19 protein-coding genes are annotated in these 21473 nt (G+C 62.1%); 4 read left to right on the forward strand and 15 right to left on the reverse strand.

Translation table 11 applies throughout. The features are described 5' to 3' along the window. Positions 1 to 101 precede the first annotated feature (101 nt). Together CI41S_RS39365 and CI41S_RS39370 are read left to right on the forward strand one after the other, a co-directional pair. Entirely contained in the window at positions 102 to 1430 is a 1329-nt protein-coding gene (locus CI41S_RS39365) for a Rieske 2Fe-2S domain-containing protein (protein ID WP_139484835.1), read from the forward strand. Between the two features lie 5 nt (positions 1431 to 1435). Continuing rightward, the gene (locus tag CI41S_RS39370; RefSeq protein ID WP_139864373.1) at positions 1436 to 2488 is read left to right on the forward strand and encodes an ABC transporter substrate-binding protein; all 1053 of its coding nucleotides are present in this window, start codon (positions 1436 to 1438) and stop codon (positions 2486 to 2488) included. 19 nt (positions 2489 to 2507) lie between these two features. On the opposite strand, the gene CI41S_RS39375 is transcribed toward CI41S_RS39370, so the two are convergent. The 6 genes from CI41S_RS39375 to CI41S_RS39400 are packed head-to-tail and all read right to left on the reverse strand — an operon-like array spanning position 2508 to position 9123. Continuing rightward, positions 2508 to 3626 (reverse strand): ABC transporter ATP-binding protein, encoded by a 1119-nt coding sequence (locus CI41S_RS39375; RefSeq protein WP_139864374.1) that lies wholly within the window; start codon positions 3624 to 3626, stop codon positions 2508 to 2510. A gap of 18 nt (positions 3627 to 3644) precedes the next feature. Continuing rightward, positions 3645 to 5384 (reverse strand): ABC transporter permease, encoded by a 1740-nt coding sequence (locus CI41S_RS39380; RefSeq protein WP_244626835.1) that lies wholly within the window; start codon positions 5382 to 5384, stop codon positions 3645 to 3647. Positions 5385 to 5415: 31 nt separating this feature from the next. Then, positions 5416 to 6432 (reverse strand): ABC transporter substrate-binding protein, encoded by a 1017-nt coding sequence (locus tag CI41S_RS39385; protein ID WP_244626836.1) that lies wholly within the window; start codon positions 6430 to 6432, stop codon positions 5416 to 5418. Between the two features lie 47 nt (positions 6433 to 6479). After that, the gene (locus CI41S_RS39390) at positions 6480 to 6893 is read right to left on the reverse strand and encodes a Rieske (2Fe-2S) protein (RefSeq protein ID WP_139484831.1); all 414 of its coding nucleotides are present in this window, start codon (positions 6891 to 6893) and stop codon (positions 6480 to 6482) included. Beyond that, on the reverse strand, positions 6893 to 7996 hold the full coding sequence (locus CI41S_RS39395; protein ID WP_139864376.1) for an amidohydrolase family protein: 1104 nt from the start codon (positions 7994 to 7996) through the stop codon (positions 6893 to 6895). The genes CI41S_RS39390 and CI41S_RS39395 overlap by 1 nt, the downstream gene beginning before the upstream one ends. After that, entirely contained in the window at positions 7993 to 9123 is a 1131-nt protein-coding gene (locus CI41S_RS39400; protein WP_139864377.1) for an amidohydrolase family protein, read from the reverse strand. Before CI41S_RS39400 ends, CI41S_RS39395 begins: the two co-directional genes overlap by 4 nt. 147 nt (positions 9124 to 9270) lie before the next feature. Between CI41S_RS39400 and CI41S_RS39405 the strand changes: the two genes are divergently transcribed. Together CI41S_RS39405 and CI41S_RS39410 are read left to right on the forward strand one after the other, a co-directional pair. Beyond that, positions 9271 to 9774: a MarR family winged helix-turn-helix transcriptional regulator gene (locus CI41S_RS39405; protein ID WP_139484828.1), complete on the forward strand. Its 504-nt coding sequence runs from the start codon at positions 9271 to 9273 to the stop codon at positions 9772 to 9774. Between the two features lie 803 nt (positions 9775 to 10577). Next, positions 10578 to 12506 (forward strand): sigma-54-dependent Fis family transcriptional regulator, encoded by a 1929-nt coding sequence (locus CI41S_RS39410; RefSeq protein WP_139864378.1) that lies wholly within the window; start codon positions 10578 to 10580, stop codon positions 12504 to 12506. 98 nt (positions 12507 to 12604) lie between these two features. Here the strand turns inward: CI41S_RS39410 and groEL are convergent, their stop codons facing one another. From groEL to CI41S_RS39455, 9 genes are all read right to left on the reverse strand, one after another. After that, positions 12605 to 14233, reverse strand: a complete 1629-nt coding sequence (gene groEL, locus CI41S_RS39415; protein ID WP_139864379.1) for a molecular chaperone GroEL — start codon at positions 14231 to 14233, stop codon at positions 12605 to 12607. A 66-nt stretch (positions 14234 to 14299) separates the two neighbouring features. After that, entirely contained in the window at positions 14300 to 15100 is an 801-nt protein-coding gene (locus CI41S_RS39420; protein ID WP_172628395.1) for a metal-sulfur cluster assembly factor, read from the reverse strand. 5 nt (positions 15101 to 15105) lie between these two features. Then, entirely contained in the window at positions 15106 to 16149 is a 1044-nt protein-coding gene (locus CI41S_RS39425; protein ID WP_139864380.1) for an amidohydrolase family protein, read from the reverse strand. 111 nt (positions 16150 to 16260) lie between these two features. After that, complete coding sequence (locus tag CI41S_RS39430; RefSeq protein WP_139864381.1) at positions 16261 to 16617, reverse strand: MmoB/DmpM family protein; 357 nt, start codon at positions 16615 to 16617, stop codon at positions 16261 to 16263. 47 nt (positions 16618 to 16664) lie between these two features. After that, positions 16665 to 17771, reverse strand: coding sequence for an aromatic/alkene monooxygenase hydroxylase subunit beta (locus CI41S_RS39435; protein ID WP_139864382.1), 1107 nt, complete (start codon positions 17769 to 17771; stop codon positions 16665 to 16667). A 49-nt stretch (positions 17772 to 17820) separates the two neighbouring features. After that, on the reverse strand, positions 17821 to 18861 hold the full coding sequence (locus CI41S_RS39440; RefSeq protein WP_139864729.1) for a 2Fe-2S iron-sulfur cluster-binding protein: 1041 nt from the start codon (positions 18859 to 18861) through the stop codon (positions 17821 to 17823). Positions 18862 to 18965: 104 nt separating this feature from the next. Then, positions 18966 to 20636, reverse strand: a complete 1671-nt coding sequence (locus CI41S_RS39445; RefSeq protein ID WP_139864383.1) for an aromatic/alkene/methane monooxygenase hydroxylase/oxygenase subunit alpha — start codon at positions 20634 to 20636, stop codon at positions 18966 to 18968. 150 nt (positions 20637 to 20786) lie between these two features. Then, complete coding sequence (locus CI41S_RS39450) at positions 20787 to 21032, reverse strand: hypothetical protein (protein WP_244626839.1); 246 nt, start codon at positions 21030 to 21032, stop codon at positions 20787 to 20789. Between the two features lie 23 nt (positions 21033 to 21055). Then, a complete protein-coding gene (locus tag CI41S_RS39455; protein WP_139864384.1) occupies positions 21056 to 21427 on the reverse strand; it encodes a hypothetical protein in 372 nt (123 codons plus the stop codon). Positions 21428 to 21473 lie beyond the last annotated feature (46 nt).

The raw sequence follows: 21473 nt of genomic DNA on the forward strand, positions 1-21473 counted from the left end.
CTCTCAACCCGTCGGGTATTCGGAGATCGCGCCATTGACGCAGGATCAAATTACTTGCATAATGAAAATAATAAGCAATCAAAAGAAGCAAGGAGGTCACTATGTCGAAATCGACTGACGGCCAGGATCTGACGCTGGTTGGCCCAGGCACGGTCATGGGCGAGATGATGCGGCAGTACTGGATCCCCGCCGCGCTCTCTTCGGAACTATCAGTCGACGGCGACCCGATGCGCTTGATGCTGCTCGGTGAACAGCTGATCGCCTTCCGTGACAGTTCGGGGCGGGTCGGCGTGCTGGACCATCAATGTCCGCACCGCTGCGCCTCGCTGTTCCTCGGCCGCAACGAACACGACGGCATCCGCTGCGTCTATCACGGCTGGAAATTCGACGTTGACGGCCGCTGCCTCGAAATGCCGAACGTGCCCCCTCCGCAGGACTTCAAGGAAAAGGTCCGAGCAAAGAGCTACAAAGTGCGCGAAAGCGCCGGCCTCATCTGGGTCTACATGGGCGCCCGCGCCGAAGCGCCGCCGATGCCGATGCTCGAGGCGCTGTTCGTTCCCGAGCAGGATTTGACGGTCACCATTCTGCAGCGCGAGGCCAACTGGCTCCAAGGCCTCGAAGGCGACATCGACACATCGCATTTCGGCTTTCTGCACGCGGGACACATCAATCCGGACGATTTCGAGGAGGGCCATCCGGCCCGGCACACCGTATCCAACCGCGCGCCGGAGTACAAAGTCACCGAGACCGACTGGGGAACGATGTACGGTGCGTTCCGGCCGGAGACGGACGGCCAGATGCACTGGCGCATGGCGCATTTCTGCCTGCCGTTCTGGACCCAGACACCGAACGCCGATTTCGCCGACCATGTGGTCGCGAAGGCCTGGGTGCCCATGGACGACACCCACACGATGCTGATCTCGATCTATGGCGGCCGCGCCAAGGGGGCGACTTACTCGAGCTCCAAGCTGAAATCCGGCGGCGGCATCCCGGGAGCCGACGGTCTCGATTATCTGCCCAACACCACGGACTGGTTTGGACGCTGGCGTCCGGTCCAGAACATCGGCAATGACTGGCAGATCGATCGCGAGGCTCAGCGTAGCAACAAGATCTACACCGGCATCCGCAACATCGTGATGCAGGACCAGGCCGTCACGGAGAGCATGGGGCCTATCGTCGATCATACCAAGGAACATCTCGCACCGAGCGACGTGATGATCTCGCGGACGAGACGCCGCCTGCTAAACGCGGCACGGGCATTCGCCAACAGCGGCACCGTGCCGTCCGGCGTTGACGATGCCGAGGTGTTCTTCAACGCGCGCGCAGGATCGTACTACGCGGACGCGAAGCTCGACTGGCTCGAGGCTTATCAGGACAAGTTGAAGACCGCCATTCGCTGGCGTGCACCGAGCCAGCAGGCGGCGGAGTAGCGCCGATGTCCGCGCCGGATTGGAAGCAGCGCGCGCGCATCACGCGCCGCGCTGCGGTGTTTGGACTGACGGCGTCTTCGATCCTGCCTTCGATCATGGCCCCGGCGAGGGCGGACGACCAATGGTCCGCACTCGTCGCCGCGGCGAAGAAGGAAGGCCGGGTGGTGCTCTACAGCGCCTTCGTCGGCCTTGCTGCGCACAAGGAGCTCAAGAAGGACTTCGAGTCCGCCTACGGAATCACCGTGGACATTCTCGAAGCCCGCGCGAGCGAGGTCCGGGAACGCATCCGCATCGAGCAGGCGGCTGGCCGCAACGCTGCCGACGTCTCCGAGAACGGGCGGACCACGACCACGCTGCAGATCAAGGAGGAGCGCGTTTTCGAGCCGCACGGTCCCCTCCCCAGCCTCGGCCGTCTCAAGGCGGATTTCCCCAGCGACGGCATGCGGCTGCCGATTTTTGCAATAGTCTACGGCATCCTGGCGAATACCATGCTGGTCAAGCCGGCGGACGAGCCGAAGAGCTGGCTCGACCTGACGGACCCGCGCTGGAAGGGCAAGATTCTCAGTGACGATCTGCGGACGCTGGGCGGCGGCGGTGTGCTCTTCTCCGTCCTGCAGGACCTTTACGGGCGCAGCTTCCACGAAAAGCTCGCCCAGCAGGAACTGAAGTTCAGCAGAGAGATACCCGCCAACGAACGGCGGGTGGCCCGCGGCGAGCTGCCCCTCTACATCCCTGACAGCCTGACATCGCTGCTCGAACTCAAGGGGCTGCCGGTGAAGTTCATCGCGCCCAAAGAGGGTCTGCCTTATGTCGGCTACGATCTCGCGTTGCTGAAGAATGCGCCTCACCCCAACGCAGCACGGCTGCTGATGGAACATTACCTCGGCAAGACGATGCAGCAGAACCTGGCGAAGCTGGGGTTACTGCCGACCACGACCGACGCGCTGACAGGTGTCGATCCGGCGGTGGCGCAACTCGAGACGACCAAACTTCTCGGCACCACCGATCCCGAACGCATGAACGAGATGCTGTCCCTGGCTCAGCAGATCTATCGCTGAGACATCCGGCGGCGACCGGTTATGAGGCTATGCTGGCCTGCTCCGGCACAGCCCATGCCGACGTCTGCGGAACGACGACGGTCACGTTGTCGCCGACGGCGAAATCGCCGAACGATGGTGCATCGACGTTGAGGCGGCCGTCACCGGTCTGCACGACGACCGACCGGGTCGGCCCGCGGAAGATCGTGTGCGCGATCTGCCCGGACCACCGAAGTTCGTGGTCTCTGTGGGCCGCGTCAGGCGGCGCGATACGGGCGTCTTCGGGACGGACCATGACGGTTACGGCCTGTCCCGGCCTGATCTCGCTCGCCGACTCGCACGCACCGCGCCAGCCTTTTCCGACGACGTCGAGCCGCACCCGGCGGTCGTCGATCCGCGCGCAGGCCTCGACACTGGCCTCGAGCAGATTTGGTGTTCCAAAGAAGGCCGCCACGACCCGGTTTGCGGGATAGCGGTAGATTTCCTCGGGCGCGCCGATCTGCTGGATCCGGCCGCGATCCATCACGACCACACGGTCGGACAGAGCCATCGCTTCGGCCTGATCATGTGTCACGTACAGGCTCGTCATCCCGAGCCGTTTCTGGATCGAACGGAACTCATCGCCCATCTGCAGGCGAAGCTTTGCGTCCAGATTGCTGAGCGGCTCGTCGAGCAGCAGAACCTTGGGTTCGAAGACGAGGGCCCGCGCGATCGCCACCCGCTGCTGCTGGCCGCCGGACAGCGCCGGCGCCGGCCGCTCGGCGAAGCTTTCCATCTCGACCAGGCGCAGTGCCTTGCCGACCAGATCGCCTATCTCGGCGGTGGATTTGCGTCTCACGCGCAGCGGGTACGCGACGTTCTCGAAAACCGTCATATGCGGCCAGATCGCGTATGACTGGAAGACCATGCCGAGCCTGCGGCGCTCCGAGGGAACGAAGAGGCCGCGCCCTGCATCGCTCACGACCTCGTTGCCGATGCTGATGCGGCCGCCGGTATTTTGCTCGAGGCCCGCAACCATCCGCAACGTCGTGGTCTTGCCGCACCCCGACGGCCCCAGCAGGGTCACGAATTCACCCTCGCTGACGCGCAGGTCGACGCCGTCGACCGCGACGAAATCACCGAAGACGCGGCTCACTTTCTCAAGAACGACATTCGACATGGCATGATCCAGGCCCGGTCACATTCCACCGATGCGGCTGTTGATGAACTTGAGTTGAACCCATCGGAAGATGATCACGAGAACCATCATGATGAGCCCGATGACACTGACCTGCTCCGCATTGCCGTTCGCCCACAGCTTCAGCAAGACGACCGACAACACCTCGGAGCCGACCGAATAGAGCAGAACGGATGCGCTCAGTTCGCGCATGATGCCGAAGAACACGAGGACCCAGCCGACCGCGAAGGACGGCCACGCCAGCGCAAGGACGATGCGCCTCATGGTCTGCAGCCAGCTTGCGCCGTGCACCCTGGAGCACTCCTCGAGGTCGAACGAAAGCTGCGCATATGCGCTCGACATCGCCCGCACCGAAAGCGGCGTCCCGAGCGAGATGTAGGCCAGCAACAGCGCCCAGATCGTGCCGTAGATCGGAATCCCGTGAGGCAAAAGTGCAAACCCCCAGAGAAACCCGACACCGAGGACGATGCCGGGCATCATCCAGGGCAGCCAGGCCATCGAATCGATCAGCAGCCGGCCACGCCATTTCGTGCGGACCGAGACATAGGCGACGGTAGCGCCGAGCAACATGGTCAAGGTGGCACCGACGAGACCCAGCAACATCGTGTTGCTGAACCCGCGCCAGAATTCGCTGCTGCCGAACACCTCCCGATAGTGCTCGAGTGTCAGCATGTCCAACTGATAGAACCCGAAGAACTTGAAGAACGAGCCGATGATGAGTTGGCCGACCGGGAGAACCACCGTCACCACGAAGAATAGAACGCAGAACGCAAAGGTTGCCCATCGCCATGCGCCGAGTTTCATCACCGAAGGCGAATAGCCCTTGCCGGTGATGGTCTGAAAGCTCCGGCCGCGCAACATCCGCCGCTGCAGGAGGACGATCAGGAACAGCAGCGCCATGATGACGAAGCTGACCGCGGTCGCATACTGATATTGCGGCGGCGACCGCTGGTTGATCGAGTCATAGATGTCGGTGGTGATGACCCGAATTCCGGCCGGCGAGCCGAAGAACAGCGGAGACTCGAAGTTCTCGATGCCGCGAATGAAGCTCAGAATGGCCGCGCCGGTCAGCGCGGGCAGCATGAGTTGCAAGGTTACCGTACGAAAAGTCCTCAGGCGCGACGCTCCGCACATCGTCGCGGCCTCTTCGAGGCTCGGATCCATCGCGCGGAAGGCGTCGACGATGAGAAGAAACAGGAACGGCACCGAATACTGCATCATGTGCCAGACCACGCCGCCATATGAATAGACGTTGATCGGCGCCGTCTCGGACCCCGTGATCCATTGATAGAGCTGGTTGAGCAACCCGACCTGCGGGTTGCCGAGCATGCCCCAGGCCATCGCGGTCAGGATCGGGGGAATGAAGAATGGAAGCGTGATCAGTACTTCCAGCGCTCCGCGGAACGGCGTGTCGGTTCGAGCCAGAATCCAGGCAAGCAGGACGGCCAGGATCACGGAAGGAATAGTCTTGGCCAGCGAAATGCCGACGGTGTTGAGCAGCGTCACCGCGCTCTGCAGCGTGATGACGTCGCGATAGCCGTCCAGATTGAACGTTCCGGCCATCCCCGGCGGCGTCGAATGCAGGCTGCCATAGAGCAGCATCGACAACGGATAGACGGAAAGGAAGGCGAGAATGGCGGCGAGCAGCACGAGCGCCGCAATGCGGCCCGCTGCAGTCGCCTGCAGCCACCGCCCGAGCCCGCTCAAGGCGGCCGGGCGCCTCTCGACCAGGTCGTTCACTCCCTCTCCGGCTGAAATACTCATGGCCCTCTCAGGGATAGAGCTTCTTGGCGAGTTCCATCATCGAAGGACGCTCAGCCAGCTTTGCGGGACCGATGATCTTGGCGTTCACGAACTGCTGCGCGTCCGGATTGGCGCGCTCGGCAGCCGCCGCGTTCACCGGCAGCATCCAGGCATTGGCGTAGAGCAATTGCGCCTCGACACTGAGGAAGTGGTCGATGAACAAACGCGCGGCATTGGGATGCGGCGCGTTCTTGAGCACCGCGAGATCCATCTCCGCGTAAGGTGCGCCCTCCTTCGGAATCACGACCTTCACCGGCAAGCCCTTCAGATCGGACGTGAAGGCAAAGATCTGCGGGATATAGATGGCGTACTCGCCGCGCGCCACGCGGCGGGCGTCGTTTCGCATGTCGCGGCTGAACACCGGCTTTTGCTCGGCGAGCTTCTGGTTGAAGTCGCCGCCCATGGTTTTTTCCAGAATGGCGAACATGGTGTTTCCGCTGCCGAGCGGCCGCATATCGTCCGAAAGGATCTTGCCCTTCCATTTGGGATCGTTGAGATCGCTCCAGCTCGTCGGAATGTCCTGCTCCTTGATCAGCCGCGTGTTGATCAGAATACCCATCGGCTGCATGAAGGCCGGCACGCTGTATTCGTTGGCCTTGAAGGGCGGCCGCAGATGGGCGGCATTCGGGATCGGCGGCAATTTCTGCACGAAATCGCCGTTCTTGAGTTGCTCCTCGATCATGGTCGTCGTGACCATTTCCGCGTCACCCAGGAAGCGGCCGGCCGCCTGCTCGGTGCGGATGCGCTCGGCGAGCTCGCTGGCGCGCAGGTCGAGGCTCTCGACCGCAATTCCGTACTTTGCTTCGAACGACTTGAGCACGTCCTTGAAGTAAGGCGCGCCCAAAGCCATGTTGTAGACGACGACCTTGCCTTCCTTCTTGGCGGCCTCGACAACCTTGTCCCAAGAACCGTCATCGGCTTGCGCCGGGCTCAACAGACCGACAAGACAGGCGACAACCGCCGGCATGACTCGCTTGAACAACACGTTACTCCTCCCAAAATCCTTTTATTGGCTATTTGCTTCGCCGGTCTTTAGATCTCCAGGACTACATATTCCTTGTCGATGGTGACCTGGAACGTTTCGGCGCGCAGCTCGCCCTCGATCAGCGCTCCGCCGGACTCCACCCTCAGCTCATAACTCCGCACCTTGGTGCGGTCTGGCTCGCACCACGAGCGCCCGGTTCGCAGATCGAATTCCCAGCCATGCCACGGGCAGCGCAACAACTCGCCACGACGGCTATATCGATAGTCGCCCGGACCTGCGGCCTCGACGAGCCCGACGATACGCCCCTTGCACAGGGACGCCCCCTCGTGCGGACAACGATTGCCGACGGCGAAATACTCGCCCTCCACGTTGAAGATGCCGATCTCGCGTCCATTGACCTGGACCAGCAGGCGCTGACCCGGCGGGATCTGATCCACAGTCGCAACCACATGCCGCGCCATCAGTCCAACCTGTAGAACTTGCGGGCATTCTCATAGAGAAGCTGCTCGCGCTGCGCTTGCGTGAGGTTGGCGCGAAATGCGTAGCGCGGATCGTCGAAATCCCAATGTGGGTAGTCGGTCGAGAACAGCAGCCGGTCCCAGCCGATCCGGTCGAACAGATCGATCAATTCGGCTGACGTCGCCGGTTCTTCCATCGGCTGCGTGCTGAACCAGACCTGCTCGCGCACATATTCCGACGGTGGCTTCCTCACGTGGGGAACCTCGCTACGCAGGCGCGCCCAATGCTTGTCCATGCGCGCATTGAGCGATGGTATCCAGCCGAGGCCGCCCTCCATGATGACGACGCGCAGTTCAGGAAAGCGCTCCAAGACCCCTTCAAACACGAGACTGGCCACCACCGCCTGCATGGTCTGGGCGACCGAATGGTGTTCCTCCATGTAGTAGGATGTCCACCCTCCGCCGGTCGACGGATGGCCATTGGTGCCGCCGACATGAATCGTGATCGGCAATTTGTTGCGCACGGCCGCCTCATAGATCGGCCAGTAGCGCCGCCGTCCCAGCGGCTCATCCGTCTTGGGCAGGGTCAGGATCTGGGTAAAGTTGGGGTCACCTCCCCTGGCGTCGATCTCGGCGACGGACGCCACCGTATCCTCCTGGGCGACCAGCACCGAGGCCCGCAACCGCGGCTCCTGCTTCACCCAGCGCTCGACCTGCCAGGTGTTCATCGCGCGGGTCAATGCGGCGCCGAAGTCGAGATTGCGCTGGCTCCCCGGATTCCAGCGCAGGGGAATCAACATGCCCACTTCGATCCCGTTGGGGTCGAGGTGTTGCTTCCTCATCAATTCGAGGCTCGATCCCGGCGGCCCGCCCTCCTCCGGATAGGCATCGATCCTCGCAGCGTCGGGCGACGTGCGCGGATGCGACAGCGCCTCGGAGAAGGCGTGGCGTAGATGGCTGCCATAGACCGACAGATGCTCGATCCACCGTCTTTCCAGATAGGGATGCACCTCGGTCCACGAGGTCATCGCCGGATGGATGTCGCAATCGATGACCTTCAGCTTGTAGGTCGAGGCCCGCGGCCGCTCGAGTTCAACGGTGCTCATGGCACAACCTCCATGACCTGATCGGCCTTGGCCAATCGCGCGTAAGTGGCAAGCGCATTTTCACTGGCAATCTTGCGGAACAGTCCGTCAGGGAGCCGGCCGGAAAGAACCGCATCCCCGTCGAAATGCCAATGCGGATAGTCCGTCGAGAACAGGAACAGCTCATCCGACTTGATGTGATCGGCGAGCCGCATGATGGCCTCGCCGTCGTCCGCCGCATCGACGGGCTGCACGGTGAAGCGGACGTTGTTGCGGATGATCTCCGATGGCGTGCGCGTGACCCAGGGCACCTCGGCCCGCACGCCTTTCCAGGTCTTGTCGGCCCGCCAGATGAACCCGCTCAGCCATGTCAGTCCGGATTCGATTGCAACGACCTTGAGCCGGGGGAATTTCGCGAACACGCCTTCCGATATCAGGCTTTGCAGCTGGCTCTCGAACGCGGCGGATTGCGCCACATAGTCCTCGACATAGTGCGATGGCCACCCAATGGCGGTTGGCGCGTATCGATAGGCGCTACCTGCATGAATCCCGATCGCCAGATCGAGACGCTCGGCGCGTTCATAGATCGGCCAGAGATGCCGCCGGCCCAGCGTGGTTTCGCCGGACACCAGCATGAGCACCTGCATGAATCGGAAATCGTCGGTGCGGCGATCGATCTCCGCCACGGCAAGCTCCGCATTGTGCGACGGAATCACGATCGAGGCGCGCAGCCGCGGATCGTGGTTGAGCCAATGATCCCTGATCCAGTCATTGGTCGCCCGGCAGAACGCAGCCGCCATGTCCTCGCTGTGAAGGACCTGCGCGCCGTAGAGGCAGTTCAGGATCCCATAGCGCGGCCGAAACCGGTCGAGCACATGGTCCTTCATCGCCTGGAGCGAGGAGCCCGCCTTCGCGCCACCCTCGAGCGCCCAGTCCGGGCGACACGACAGCGGTGAGTTCTGCGGATAACTGGTCAGGCTCAGATTAAGGCGATCGAGCGCGCGAACCGAGACCATCTCGCGCCAATAGTCGTTCAGATATGGCAGGAGAACGCCCATCCCGGGCACCGCCGGATGAAGATCGCAATCGATAGCCCCGGCGTACGTCCTCGCCTGATCAAGACCGGCGACCAAGCCGTTTCCTTCCATGTCGCTCTCGCCACTTTTTTCTTGGAATTGGGAGATTGAGCTCTATGTTGATATGTCAATAAATGTTTTGTCAAGAAATTTGATCTGGATAAATCGCGCTGCAAAAGTGAGACTTTGGGCGAAGATTTGCTGAGGGAGATTCCTGGAATGCCTGCGGCCAAGAAGCGCGAGGTTGAGCAAGCGTCGAACGACCGCGCGCGCACTGCCGGAACGCTGGCGCGTGAACATTTGGCCGTGCTGGTCTCGACCATCGGCATGCGTCTCAATAGAGGCGCGACTGCGTATTATCGCTCGGTCTGGAACATCGGCGCGGTCGAGTGGCGCCTGATCATGACACTCAAGAGCATCAGTTCGCTGAATGTCAGCGAGTTGTCGGACGCTGCGGACATAGACAAGGCCGCCGCAAGCCGAAGCCTCGCGATCCTGGAGGAGCGCGGGCTCGTATCGGTCGAGCAAACGCGATCGCGTGGCAGAGCTGCGATCGCCAAGCTGACGGCCGAAGGTCGAAAATTCGCCGTCAAGTTGACGGAGGTCTCACGCGAACGAGACGCACGACTTTTCAGGGAATTCACCCCGTCCGACAAGGAGAGACTACGCGATCTCCTGCACCAGCTCGCCCGCTCGCTGGAAAAAGCCGATTGGGAGCACTGACTGCGGTCAATGCTCTCCTCGACGAGGCGATCAGATGCTTTGTCGTTCGCCGTCAAGGAGCGGGCCCTGATCGAACTTCGATCATCTCGCAAGACACCTGGGACTTCCGTCACGCCAGCGCCGCGGACGGCAGACGTACCGCCACTTGAAGTCTCCGAGTGCAGACCGATTCAATGGTAGCGGGGGTCCGCTACATCGCTAAACCCACTATTTTGGAAGCCCTGTTTTCTTGCCGGCGGGCAAGCTTAACTCACGAGGTCGCCTCCTTATAGCCCGTCAAAGCCCGCCTTTCGCACCGGCTGAACAGTCGGCGAGCAGGGCCCAAGTCGGGGGCGCAACTATCGATACCGACAAGACTACGCTGCATCATCCCCGGATGCTGCGCTGCATCACAGGCCAATCGAGGATTTTCCGACAGATCGAACCGTGGCGTTCGAAGTTGGATCGATCCAGCGGCGTCGAATTTAAGGCTGGCTGCTGCCCGGTTCCATCATCGCTACCTTTGCTAGAACCATTCAAAATGTATATTGTGACCTCGTCACCGGGCTTGAGAGAGAATGCCTGGGACCTCAGGGAAGCGGGACGCTGAAGGGGTTGTTTGATCGCACGGCACGGCCGGTTTAGCGGCGGGTGCGGCGGCATGGAATTCGACTCGGGCGGCCATCCGGCGGCCTGGAGGGTTTTGCCGTTGCCCCTCGCCTGGTCCGTCCCACCGCCGCAGCGAGCAGTCCCCTGCAATCGGATGGTTGATCACGCGACCCGTGCGACCGGGTCTCGTGGCCCTTGACCTCGGAGGAGCCAGGATGGACCAGCGAGAAGTGCTGGCGGCGTGGGAGAAGTTTGTCGAGCGCGGAGCGTTGTCGTCCGATTTGAGGTCGTCGGTTGCCGCGTCGTGGCAGAGATCCAGAAACCATCACGTCACCGTCGATCGGGCGCGGGCGCCGCTCGTCGCCGACGCCGAGTTGTTTCGCCGTCGCGCCAAGCACGCTTCGCTTCGTCACGCCGCCCGCTGCGCTCTCGATAATTCCAAGACGTTCCTGCGCGATGCGAATTCGATCATGATCCTCACCGATCCCAGCGGGCTGATCATCGATACCCAGGGCGACGACAGGGTTATCGACGCCGGCCGCGCGGTTCATCTCGAACACGGAGGACGCTGGAGCGAGGCCGATATCGGCACCAACGCGATTGGCGCCGCGATCGCAGAATCGAAGCCGGTCCAGATCCGCGGGGCAGAGCATTTCTGTTCGGAGGTGCAACGGTGGACCTGCGCTGCCGTTCCGGTTCACGATCCCAGCGATGGCGAATTGCTTGGCGTGGTGGACATCTCGGGCCCCGCCAGCACCTTCAATCCGCAGAGCCTTGCCTTGGCGGTCGCGGTCGGCCATCACGTCGAAGGCGTCCTGGCGCAATCCATCCGGCAGGAACGCGAGGAATTGCTGTGCCGCTTTCTAGCCAAGAGGGCGCAATGGTCGAATGACGAATGCATCGTGCTCGACCGTCGCGGCACCATCCTCCATGCCACGGAGCGCGCGCTGAATGCGATCCGGCATGACCAGCACGGCATTCACGACGACGCACCGACCCGATTCCTGAAGACGGTGCCGTTCGATGAGTGGCCAGGCAGGTTGAACGAGTTGCTTCCAAACGCCAGCTTCAATCTCGTCAAGAACGAACGCTCCGGCATCGGCGCCATCGTGGTGCTGCATGCACGACGACGCCAGTTGGCCACGCATCAGAGCGCTCAGAAATCAAGGTTAGTGCCTGAACACCGCGAGACCACGGGCCCATCGTCCGCCCGAAAGGACTTAAGGCTGGAGACCCCTTCGGTTCCGGGCGCGGCCGCTGGATTCGTTGGCCGCGATCCCGCGGTGCGAGCCGTCGTTCGTCAGGTCGAAACCGCGGCGGCGCGCAAGATGCCGATCCTGATCCGCGGTGAAACCGGGACCGGCAAGGAACAGCTCGCGCGGCATGCCCATGCAGCGAGCGGGCGGACCGGCGCGTTCATCCCGGTCAATTGTGCCGCCCTGCCCGAAAGCCTGATCGAGACCGAACTGTTCGGCTACGCCGAGGGTGCATTCACCGGCGCGCGGCGTGGCGGTGCGATTGGACTGGTCAAGGAGGCCGATGGAGGCACGTTGTTCCTGGACGAAATCGGCGACATGCCTGTTGCGTTGCAGGCCGTGCTGCTGCGGCTGCTCGACGACTGGACCGTACGCCCCGTCGGCGGCGTCAGGTCGAAAGTCGATGTTTTTCTTGTCTCCGCAACCAACGCCCGGCTCGACAAGGCGGTTGCCGAAGGCAGGTTTCGATCCGATCTGCTCTACCGCCTCAACACGCTCGAGGTGACGTTGCCGAGACTGCGCGATCGCAGCGATTTTGACGCCATCGTTCGCCATCTGCTCGATACGATCGATCCGAGTTGTGAAATCGCCCCGGCCGACATCGCCCATCTCGCCACGCGCCCTTGGCCCGGCAACATCCGCGAGCTTCGCAACGTGCTGGCGCGCTTCACCATTGCCGGTGCGGATGGCGCCTCGAGCGAGACGCCGCGGGAGGATGTCGCCCTGCACGCCCCTGAAGCGGCGTCCGGATCGCTCCACGACACCCACAGGGCACGAATCCTTGCGGTCTACGCGGAGACCGCCGGTAACGTCAGCGAGACCGCGCGACGTCTTGGCGTTTCGAGAAACACGATCTATCGCGCGCTCGGGCAAAAGCGGCCTGAATGAGCCGCAGGCGTATCCGACCATCGACACTGCCGGTGTCGCTGCACCGAGCGCTACTTGGCGCGAACCGCTCGCGTCAGATTGACGATTCGCGCCGTTGATCAGAGCAGTTCGGCACCACCGCCTCGTGCCGGTCCTGCGGTCGGATCGTAGTCATCCGGCTTCTTGGCGATCAAAGTCTGCGTCGTCAGGATCAGACCCGCCACCGATGCCGCATTGCGAACCGCGCAATAGCACACCCTGACCGGGTCGATGATGCCCGCTTCGACAAGATCGACTGCCGAACCATTGCGCGCGTCGAGGCCATGACCATTCCTGGCCTTGGCAATCTTCGCCACCTCCGCCTCTGCGTTCAGGCCGGCATTGCCGGCAATGTAGAACAGCGGCCGACTGAGCGCGCGTTGCAGCAGCTCGGCGCCCTGCCTGGTGCTGCCTTCCAGACGACCGATCAACTCGTCGAGTTTTCCGGCGGTCCTGAGCAAGGCCAGGCCGCCGCCCGGGACGATGCCCTCTTCGATCGCCGCGCGGGTCGCGTTGATCGCATCCTCGATCAGCTGGGTCCGGCGCTTCTGTTCCACCGGTGTCGCGCCGCCGGCGAGGATCATCGCCGTGCCGCCGGATAGTTTTGCGATTCGCTCCTGGAATTTGTCCCGTTCGATATTTTCAGGAGCGGCCTCGTATTGCCGCAACACCTGCTCGCGTCGCGCAACGATGTTCCTTTGGTCACCGCCACCCGCGGTGATCAGGGTCTTCGAGGCGGAAATGCGCACCTGGCGCGCAGAACCGAGGTCATGCAGCTCGACCTTTTCGAGCCTTCCGCCGAGATCGACCGAGATCACGCGCCCCCCGGTCGTGATCGCAATGTCCTCGAGCATCGCCTTGCGCCAATGCCCGAATTCCGGCGGATGGATCGCGGCGACCTTGAAGCCGCCGCGTTCCCGGCGTGCCAGCAATTGCATGATGATCGGCGGCGCAACCTCCTCGGCGATGATCAGCAGTGGTCTGCCGCTCTTCTCGATCAGCGAGATCACGCCGGCGAGCTGCTCACCGGTCTGGATCTTGATATCGGTCATGAGGATGAAGGGATTGTCGAGCACGACCTGCATTTTCTCGACATCGGTCACCATGTGATGCGAGAGATAGCCGCGATCGAAGGCCATGCCCTCGACGATCTCCAGCGTCGTCTCGACCGTGCTGCCATATTCAACCGCGACGATCCCGTGATTGCCGGCACGCTGGAATGCCTCGGCCACCATGTCGCCAAGCGCCGCGTCATTGGCGGCAATGCTCGCCACGGCACGCAGACCGGCGGCACCCTGCAGCGGCTTCGCCGATCGTCTGAGCGCGGCGATAGTCTCGGCGACCGCCAGTTCCAGCCCCTCGACCAGTTCGACCGGATTTGCGCCAGCCGCAAGACATTTCAGGCCGTCCTGCACCAGGACGTCGGCAAGCACGGTGGCCGTGGTGGTCCCGTCTCCCGCCACTTCATTGGTCCGCGCCGAGACCTCGCGCAGCACCTGCGCACCCATGTTCTCGAACGGGCATTCCAGCTCGATCTCGCTGGCAATACTGACGCCGTCGCGCGACACGATCGGCGTCCCGATCGGCCGGTCCATGATCGCGTTCATGCCCTTCGGTCCGAGCGTCCCCCTCACCGCCTTGGCGAGCTTGGCAACACCTCTACCCAGAGCGGCCCGCGCGGCTTCATCGTGCAGCATGATCTTCGGCATTTTACATCCCCGACTGTTGGCTTGAGGTCGTCTCGTATGCACTCGCTCTCTTGCTGCACGCCGGCATCATGGCACTTGCTCGCCACCCGGCGAGGCCGGCATCGCCTTAGATCTCGGGACGAATGGCGTTTCGAGGTCGAACCGGGCGGCCAAAAGACCGCGGCACAGCGCGCCGTTGAATTCGGCATTGATGCCGACACGCCGCAAGCCCGACAGATAGCCTGCAAGGCCGTCGGTGCTCAGCCGCGCGCCTTTCACGTCAACAAAGGCCGCCGCATCACCCCGCGCGGAGCCGACGACCGCACGTCGTTCGAGATAACGCCGAACCAGCTTCTCTCCGGTATCGTCGAGCGGCAGGCAGCCAAGCTCGGCCAGCGTCAGGCCCACGATCTGCTCTGGAGATTGCCCCAATGCGATGAGGTGACGGAGCAGCGCGACCTGTCGGCGCTGGAATGCCTTGACGAGGAACGTCTGACGCAGATCGTCGAGGTCGCCATCGGCCTCGGCGCCAAACGTCTCCTGGAACGACCGGCCCTCGGCAAGACCGGCATTGATCTTGTCGGCATACATGTGCTCGCCCAACACGACGCTGACGCCCTTGACCCAGTCGAGCCGGCTCACCGCCCGGCGCATGTCGTCCGCCATCAGGAACGAGAAATTGGCCGCACACCAATAGGTCGGCAGGCGGAATTCGATGTGGACACGGCCGGCCGCGTCTACATCGGCGCGGGTCACGAAATTCAGCTCGGTGACGGACTCGTCGAGTTCCGGATCCATCACGTCCTGCAGGCATGCCCAGATCTGGGCCCGCCTGTCTTCAATCGAACGGCCTTGTGGCCGCATCGCGCTCTCAACGGCCCCGTTCATGGCCGTCACCTCGGCGCATGAACGGCTTCGGGCAGATGCGCATAGCCGCCGCCGGCCCGGATCTTCTTCTTCTGCGCCTCGACATCGATCCCGTAGATACGCGCCGCGTTGAGGCCGAGAATCTTCGTCTTGGCTTCCATCGACAGCACCGAGCCGGTCTCCTTGGTGACGTCGGCTGGAATTTCAAAGGCCATGAACTTGTCGATCAGCCACTTCGGGGTCCAGATCCCATAGTCGCTGCCGTAGAGGATCTTGTCCTCTCCGACCCAGAACAGCAGCTCGGAGATGACGTGGGCGAAATAGCCGGGCCGCGAATGGATGAAGGGCAGCGCCACCGCGAGACCGGCGTACACGTTGGTCTCCTGGGTCGCGATCCAGCAGAAATCGTCCAGCCGCGGCAGGCCGCAATGCTCGACAATGAAGTTCAGGTCCTGGAACGAGGTCGCGACGTCGTCGATATCGGCGACATCGAACGCATCCCGGTTCAGCGGAATGATCGTCGGGCCCTTGTGGACGTGGATGTTCTTGATGCCGAGCTTCTGCGCCGCCTCCAGATACTGGTAGGACGCCTTGTCGGTGAGCTTGTACCCCTTGGATTCGCCGCGCCATTCCGCGGTGTAGAGCTTGACGCCCTTGAGCTTGTGCTTCTCGGACAGCGCATGAAGCTCTTCCAGACCCTTGCTGCCGTCACGCGGATCGAATGCGCCGTTCAGGATGAAACGATTCGGATGGCTCTTCTTCATCGCCGAATTTCGCTCGGTGGTGTTGAAGCCGTTCTTGTAGAAATCGGTGAGATAGGTCGGCTGCAGGATTGCCATGTCGTCATAGCCGGTGACGAACAGATCGTCGAACATCGTCTTGGCGTCGTATTTCTCGAACTTCTCCTTTTCCCATTTCTCGGAGGGCGGGCTCAGATTCGAGTGATAAGCGTAGAAGCAGTCGATGAACTGCTTGCCGTGAACGTTCTTCTGGTTCGCCGGGCTGCCATCCCAAAAATGCGTATGCCCATCGATGACAAAAATCTCTTCACCCTTGGCTGTCCTGTACATGACGTTTCTCCTGGTCCCGCTGGATTGTGTGTTGTGCTGAGGCGCGTGATTGATGTCGTCGATTGCGCCTGGCCGGCGTCGCGCCGGCCAGGGCTTGTTCGCGAGCGGCCGTCAGATGATGTATTTCATCATCTCGTTCATGTCGCCGAACAGCATGACGGTGTTGTCGTCGATCATGACCATCCGGCCGTAGTGCGTCGAGGTCGAAATCTCGAAGAGATGCGGGGTCATCACCCGCCCCAGCTCCTCCGAAATCTCGTCCATCTTGAATTCCATCTTGCCGACGCCGTCGATGCGGATCATCGCGGGCATGTAAGTCACCTTGATATGGTCATGCCGGCTCATCACCTCGGCGATGGCGCGCGCCTCGACGCTGTCATTCATGGTGACGCCGCATTGATGCGACACCGTGTCCTCGAACGTGATGTCTTTCATCGATTTGAAGATGTTGTCATTCTCTTGCAGCATGTCGATCTCCTGAAGGATTTGTTGTGACGGAGGTGAAGCGGTGCCGGTCAGGACGCGAGATTCGCCGGAACCGTCAGACCAAGCTCGGCGGCGATGCCTTTGATCCGGTTCTTCGCGTGGGCCAGTGCGTCGGCGAATGCCGCGACCTTGACACGCGGCTGCGACCAGATCGGTTGCAGATGGTTGGCGGCATCGAGCGCCAGGTCGGCATGCTTGACCAGCCACTTGTTGAACAGCGCAAGGTTCTGCGCCGCGTAGGTGGGATCCGTGCCGAGGATGTGGAACAGCTCGACAGTGTTGGCGAGATTGCGCTCGTAGTCGGCTTCCGCGGCGGAGACGACCGCCGGGGTGATGAAATCGTTCTGTGCGGAGGCCGCCTGCATCAGGAAGCCTGACCGGAACAGTTCGCCGACCAGCGGCTCGAACACCACGTTGGTCGCAAAATACTGCTCGAGGTAGTCGTTCGAACCCATCACGGATTCAACCGACTTGCGCACGCCCTGCCAGGTGGGGTCCTCGAGCCAGTGTTTCTTGCCGGCGGCAATGTCGAAGCCGGCAAGGTCGAGACCGATCTCGCTCAGATAAAGCGTGATGTCCTGCGCGAAACGCAGCTTGTAGGACGAGTTGGTCAGGATCGCGTTGTTGACCATCTGGGTGTAGCCGTAACGCTGCGCCTGCATGGTCGAGGTGCCGAGGCCGAATTCGGCGTGCTTGTAGGCGCCGAGATGGTTCTGCAGGATCTTCACCCAAGCAGGATCGAAGCGGGTCGGCGCGCCCGATTTCCGGCCGTTCTCGATGGTATTCTGCACCATGCCGCAGATCGTCGACTGGCGCTGGTAGTGGGTTCGCTCCCACTCCTGGTCGACGGCGCGGAATTTGTGCCAGTTCGAGCTCTTGGCCGCCGTCCAGTCCTTGGAATAGGTCGGCGTTCCGTCCGGGAACGAGATGATCCAGTCCTGCAGCAGATAGCGCTCGGGATCCGGTTGCACGTCGACCGTCATGTCCTCGTAATGAGTCGCCTTGCGGCCCTTGGGTTCGAAGTAGTTGTATTTGCGGCTGTCGGAGCCCGGAAAAACCGCGGCTCCTGCCGCTCCGGATTTAACGGCTGCTGCGGGCTTGGCCGCTGTCGTTGCTCTGCTCGTCTGTGCGCTCATCGTTCACTCCCTTTTGCCATTCTGTTCTGCGACGAATCTTTGAACGCCGTCATCGCACCGCCGGCGTAAACTTGTCGAAATAGATGTGCTCCGGCTCGACGCCGTTCATTTGCAGGACGGGCAACACGGCGTCGATCATCGGCGTCGGCCCGCACGCATAGGCGTCGATGGCGCCGCTCAATTTCTCCTCGCGCAGATGGCGCAGCACGACCTCGTGGATCAGCCCGGTCTCGCCGTCCCAGCCGTCGTCCGCTTCGGCATGCGAGAGCGCCGGTACGAACTTGAAGTTGTCGAGCCGTGCCGCGATCGCCGCGATCTCGTCGAGGTAGAACAGGTCGGCGCGCGTCCGGGCGCCGTAGAAGAACCGGACCGGCCTCTGCTCACCGCTGCCGATGTGATCGGCCAGAATCGACCACAGCGGCGACATCCCTGAACCGCCGCCGATCAGCAGCATCGGCCCGGGGCGCTCCTCGCGCCGGAAGCAAGTGCCGTACGGCCCCTTGGCAGTCACGGCGTCGCCAATAGCCAGCTTGCCGTCGAGCTGCGACGAGAACGCCCCGTTCGGATATTTCTTGATGATGAAGCGAAGGTTGCTGCCGTCACCCGGAGGGTTCGCCATCGAGAAGGCGCGGGTGATGGAGCCATCCTGAAGTGTCAGATCGACGTACTGGCCGGCCCAGAACTTCATCGGCCTTTCGATCTCGACCTCAAGCAGGCGAATGTCGGATGTCAGCGCTGTGATCCCCGCCACGCGGCCGGCAAACGCCTTGACCGCGATCGAGCGGCTGAGCAGATCCTCGTCGTAATTGAGCAGTTCGACGCTGATATCGCTGTAGACATGGGTCCGGCACAGCAGGACGTGGCCGGTCTCGCTCTCGTAGTCCGGCAACGCGAAGGTCGAATATTTCAGCAGCTCGATGTCGCCATCGATCAGCTTGGATTTACAGCTACCGCATTGGCCTTCCTTGCAGCCATGCATCAACGAGATGCCCTGACGGAACGCCGCATCAAGGACGGTCTCGCCCTCTTCCACTTCCATCTCGACGCCCACCGGCTCGAAACGAACCTTGTGAATCCGCACGTCCGTCATCATCCCCGCCTTCGTCCCGCCAATTGAGTAGACAGATCCGGCAAGCCGTTCTTGCCGGTCCGGCAGGAGGGGCCACCGAAGGCAGCCCCTCCTGTCGTCATTTGCTAGTTGCAGGGGTTGACCTTGAAGCCCTTGCGGTACTCGGCCGTCGCGACCTCGCGTTCGGCGGGCGACAGCGCCCTGAAGCCGCGCAACGGACTGCCAAGCGTGTGTCCGCGCACGTGATCTAGCGTCCACATGTCCTTGGCGTCGAAGCGCAGATGCGGCTGCGCGATCATGGTTTTGCCGTCGGGCCGGACGAAGCCGAGATCCTTGATCGCGTCGGCGACATCCCAGCCGTGATAGCAGTCTTCCCATTCACGACGACCGCTGAAGCGGCCCATCGCCGGCGTCGCCCGGCCCTCGTATTCGGCAGCGAACGCCACCTTGTGAGTCCAGCGGCACCCTTCGGAGCAATAAGTGTAGACCTTGCCGTCGACCTCGTCGCAGACGAAGTCCTCGCGGATCAGGCACGGGACCATGCAGCTCCAGCACCGGTGCGGGTACACATAACCCACCTCGCTGTTGAAGAGGATGTTGGTCTCGCCGGGCACGCTGAGCTTGGCGTGCCACTTCCAGAAGTCGCCGAATTCGGCGTACCAGCCCGGATACTTGTGCTCGAACCACTCGAAGTCCCGTTCGGTCTGAGCCTCGATGCGCCAGAAGTTCACCGACCAGCCGACCGTGAAGAATTGCGCGGTCTTGTGGATGTAGTTCTTCTTGACGATGCGATCCCAGGCAGCGGCGACGTCGTCGTGGTGGATCTTGATGCCGTACTTCTCGAGCGGCAGCATGTAGGTCCGGTAATAGTCCTCGTAGATCCAGCGATGCCAGAGTTCGGCGTATGACTCCTTGTTCTTGTCGCGGTTGGTGGTGCCGTATTCGATGAACGTCCCGATCGCGGCATCGACGATCGCATGGTTCTGCCAGAACGCGTATTTGAGGTCGCGCTCGAGCAACTGATGGTTCGACGGATCGTTGATCATGGCCATCAGCATCGAGTGACCGTTGCCGATGTGACGGGATTCATCCGACTGGACCGACAGGAACACGGTCGGCAACGCATAGTCGCCGTTGCGCGCGGCTTCCGACGGCATCGCCACGAACAAGGTATTGGTGAACGCCGTTTCGGCAACGACGGTCAGGTAGACGTTCGCCGCGGTGATGGCGTCACCGGTCAGGAAGCCTTCGGCGAACTGGCGGCCGATCGTGGTCGCGTAGCACTTGCCGAATGCGGCTTCGGTGATGTCGAACCCCGCCGGATCGATGTAGTTCTCCATGTACCACTTCTTGAGGTTCATCTGGATCGTCGAGTGGCGGAACTCGTCGACCATCTGCATGGTGAAGCCGGTGCGCAGCTCCTCGCCGGGCGCCAGCCGCCCGACCATCGCCATCGAGCGTGCCGCCGAGATCTCCGGGAACGGAATGATCGCCAGGAACAGCTTCATCCACTCGACCCATCGCGGCTCGACGTTACGGAACATGTCGCCGCGCAACGCCGCATCCAGCGCGCCGTAGACGCGGTTGTCCTTTTCTTCCTGCATCGGGAAGTACGACCGCAGGACCTGCTTCATCGGGTCGCGCGGCGTCTTCGAGATCTTGTAGTCGGTCGGGAAGGTCATCGCTTCCTGCACGTAGCTCGGCGTCCAGCCGAGGTCCGCGACACGGTTGGCCGCTTCAGCGATGCTGATGCCCTTCTGCGCGGTTATCTTGTTGAGTGTCAAACTCGCAGTCATTTCCAGCTCCTTTGAACGTTGCGTTGTCTCAGCGTTTGTCGCGTTGGTCCCAGGTCAAAACACCTGGATCGCATTGTTGAAATTCTCGGCTGCAAAACTCACTTTGATTCCGGTAAATCGATTCCTGATCTGCTATCTCGTCGTCTTACGTCAGTTCGGCTTCTCGGCGCCGGCGGACCTGTCGCTTCCGTCGGCGCGTTTGATGAGGGGCTTGCCTTCGGCGACGAATTTCGCCGACAGGACCAGCGCCCCGATTGCGAAATCCTTGCCGTGAGCGGCGATCATCGCCTCGGTGAGTTCGGCGAGCTGAACGAAGAAGACGTCCTTCGACTTGTCTTCCTCGCTCATCTCCGATTGCGGAGACGGCGTACGCTCAGCTTCTTCTGATGCAATCATGGTCGTTACCTCGTTCTTGCTCGTCATGCGTGGCCTGACCGCTCGTGTTCGTCGGACGACGGGCCGTTGTCGATCTCGCGCAGAGACGTGTTGAGCCATTCGCGCTCGGCCACCAGCCGCCGATGTTCCTGGCGAAGAGCTTCCAGTCGTGCAGCCGCACGATCCAGTTCGGCATTCGCCGCGGCTCCCGCCTGCGCACCAGCGGCCTCGCGCCGGGCGCATGCGAGTTCGATTTCGGCGCCACCCCGCGCGTGCTCGTTCTTGATCTGCCGCTCGTTGTTCTCGACCATCTCGTCGATCAGCCTGTCGCGGGCGATCATCCGATCGCGGGCGCGCCGCAATTCGCTCTCCTTCTCGATACTGGTCTGCGGCCCGCGCGGGCTGTCGTTGGTCACTCGCGCCACTCTCGTTGGATGAACGTGACTGAAGGCGAACATCTTG

It is taken from the genome of Bradyrhizobium ivorense (assembly GCF_900696085.1).
GTDB classification, from domain to species: Bacteria; Pseudomonadota; Alphaproteobacteria; order Rhizobiales; family Xanthobacteraceae; genus Bradyrhizobium; species Bradyrhizobium ivorense.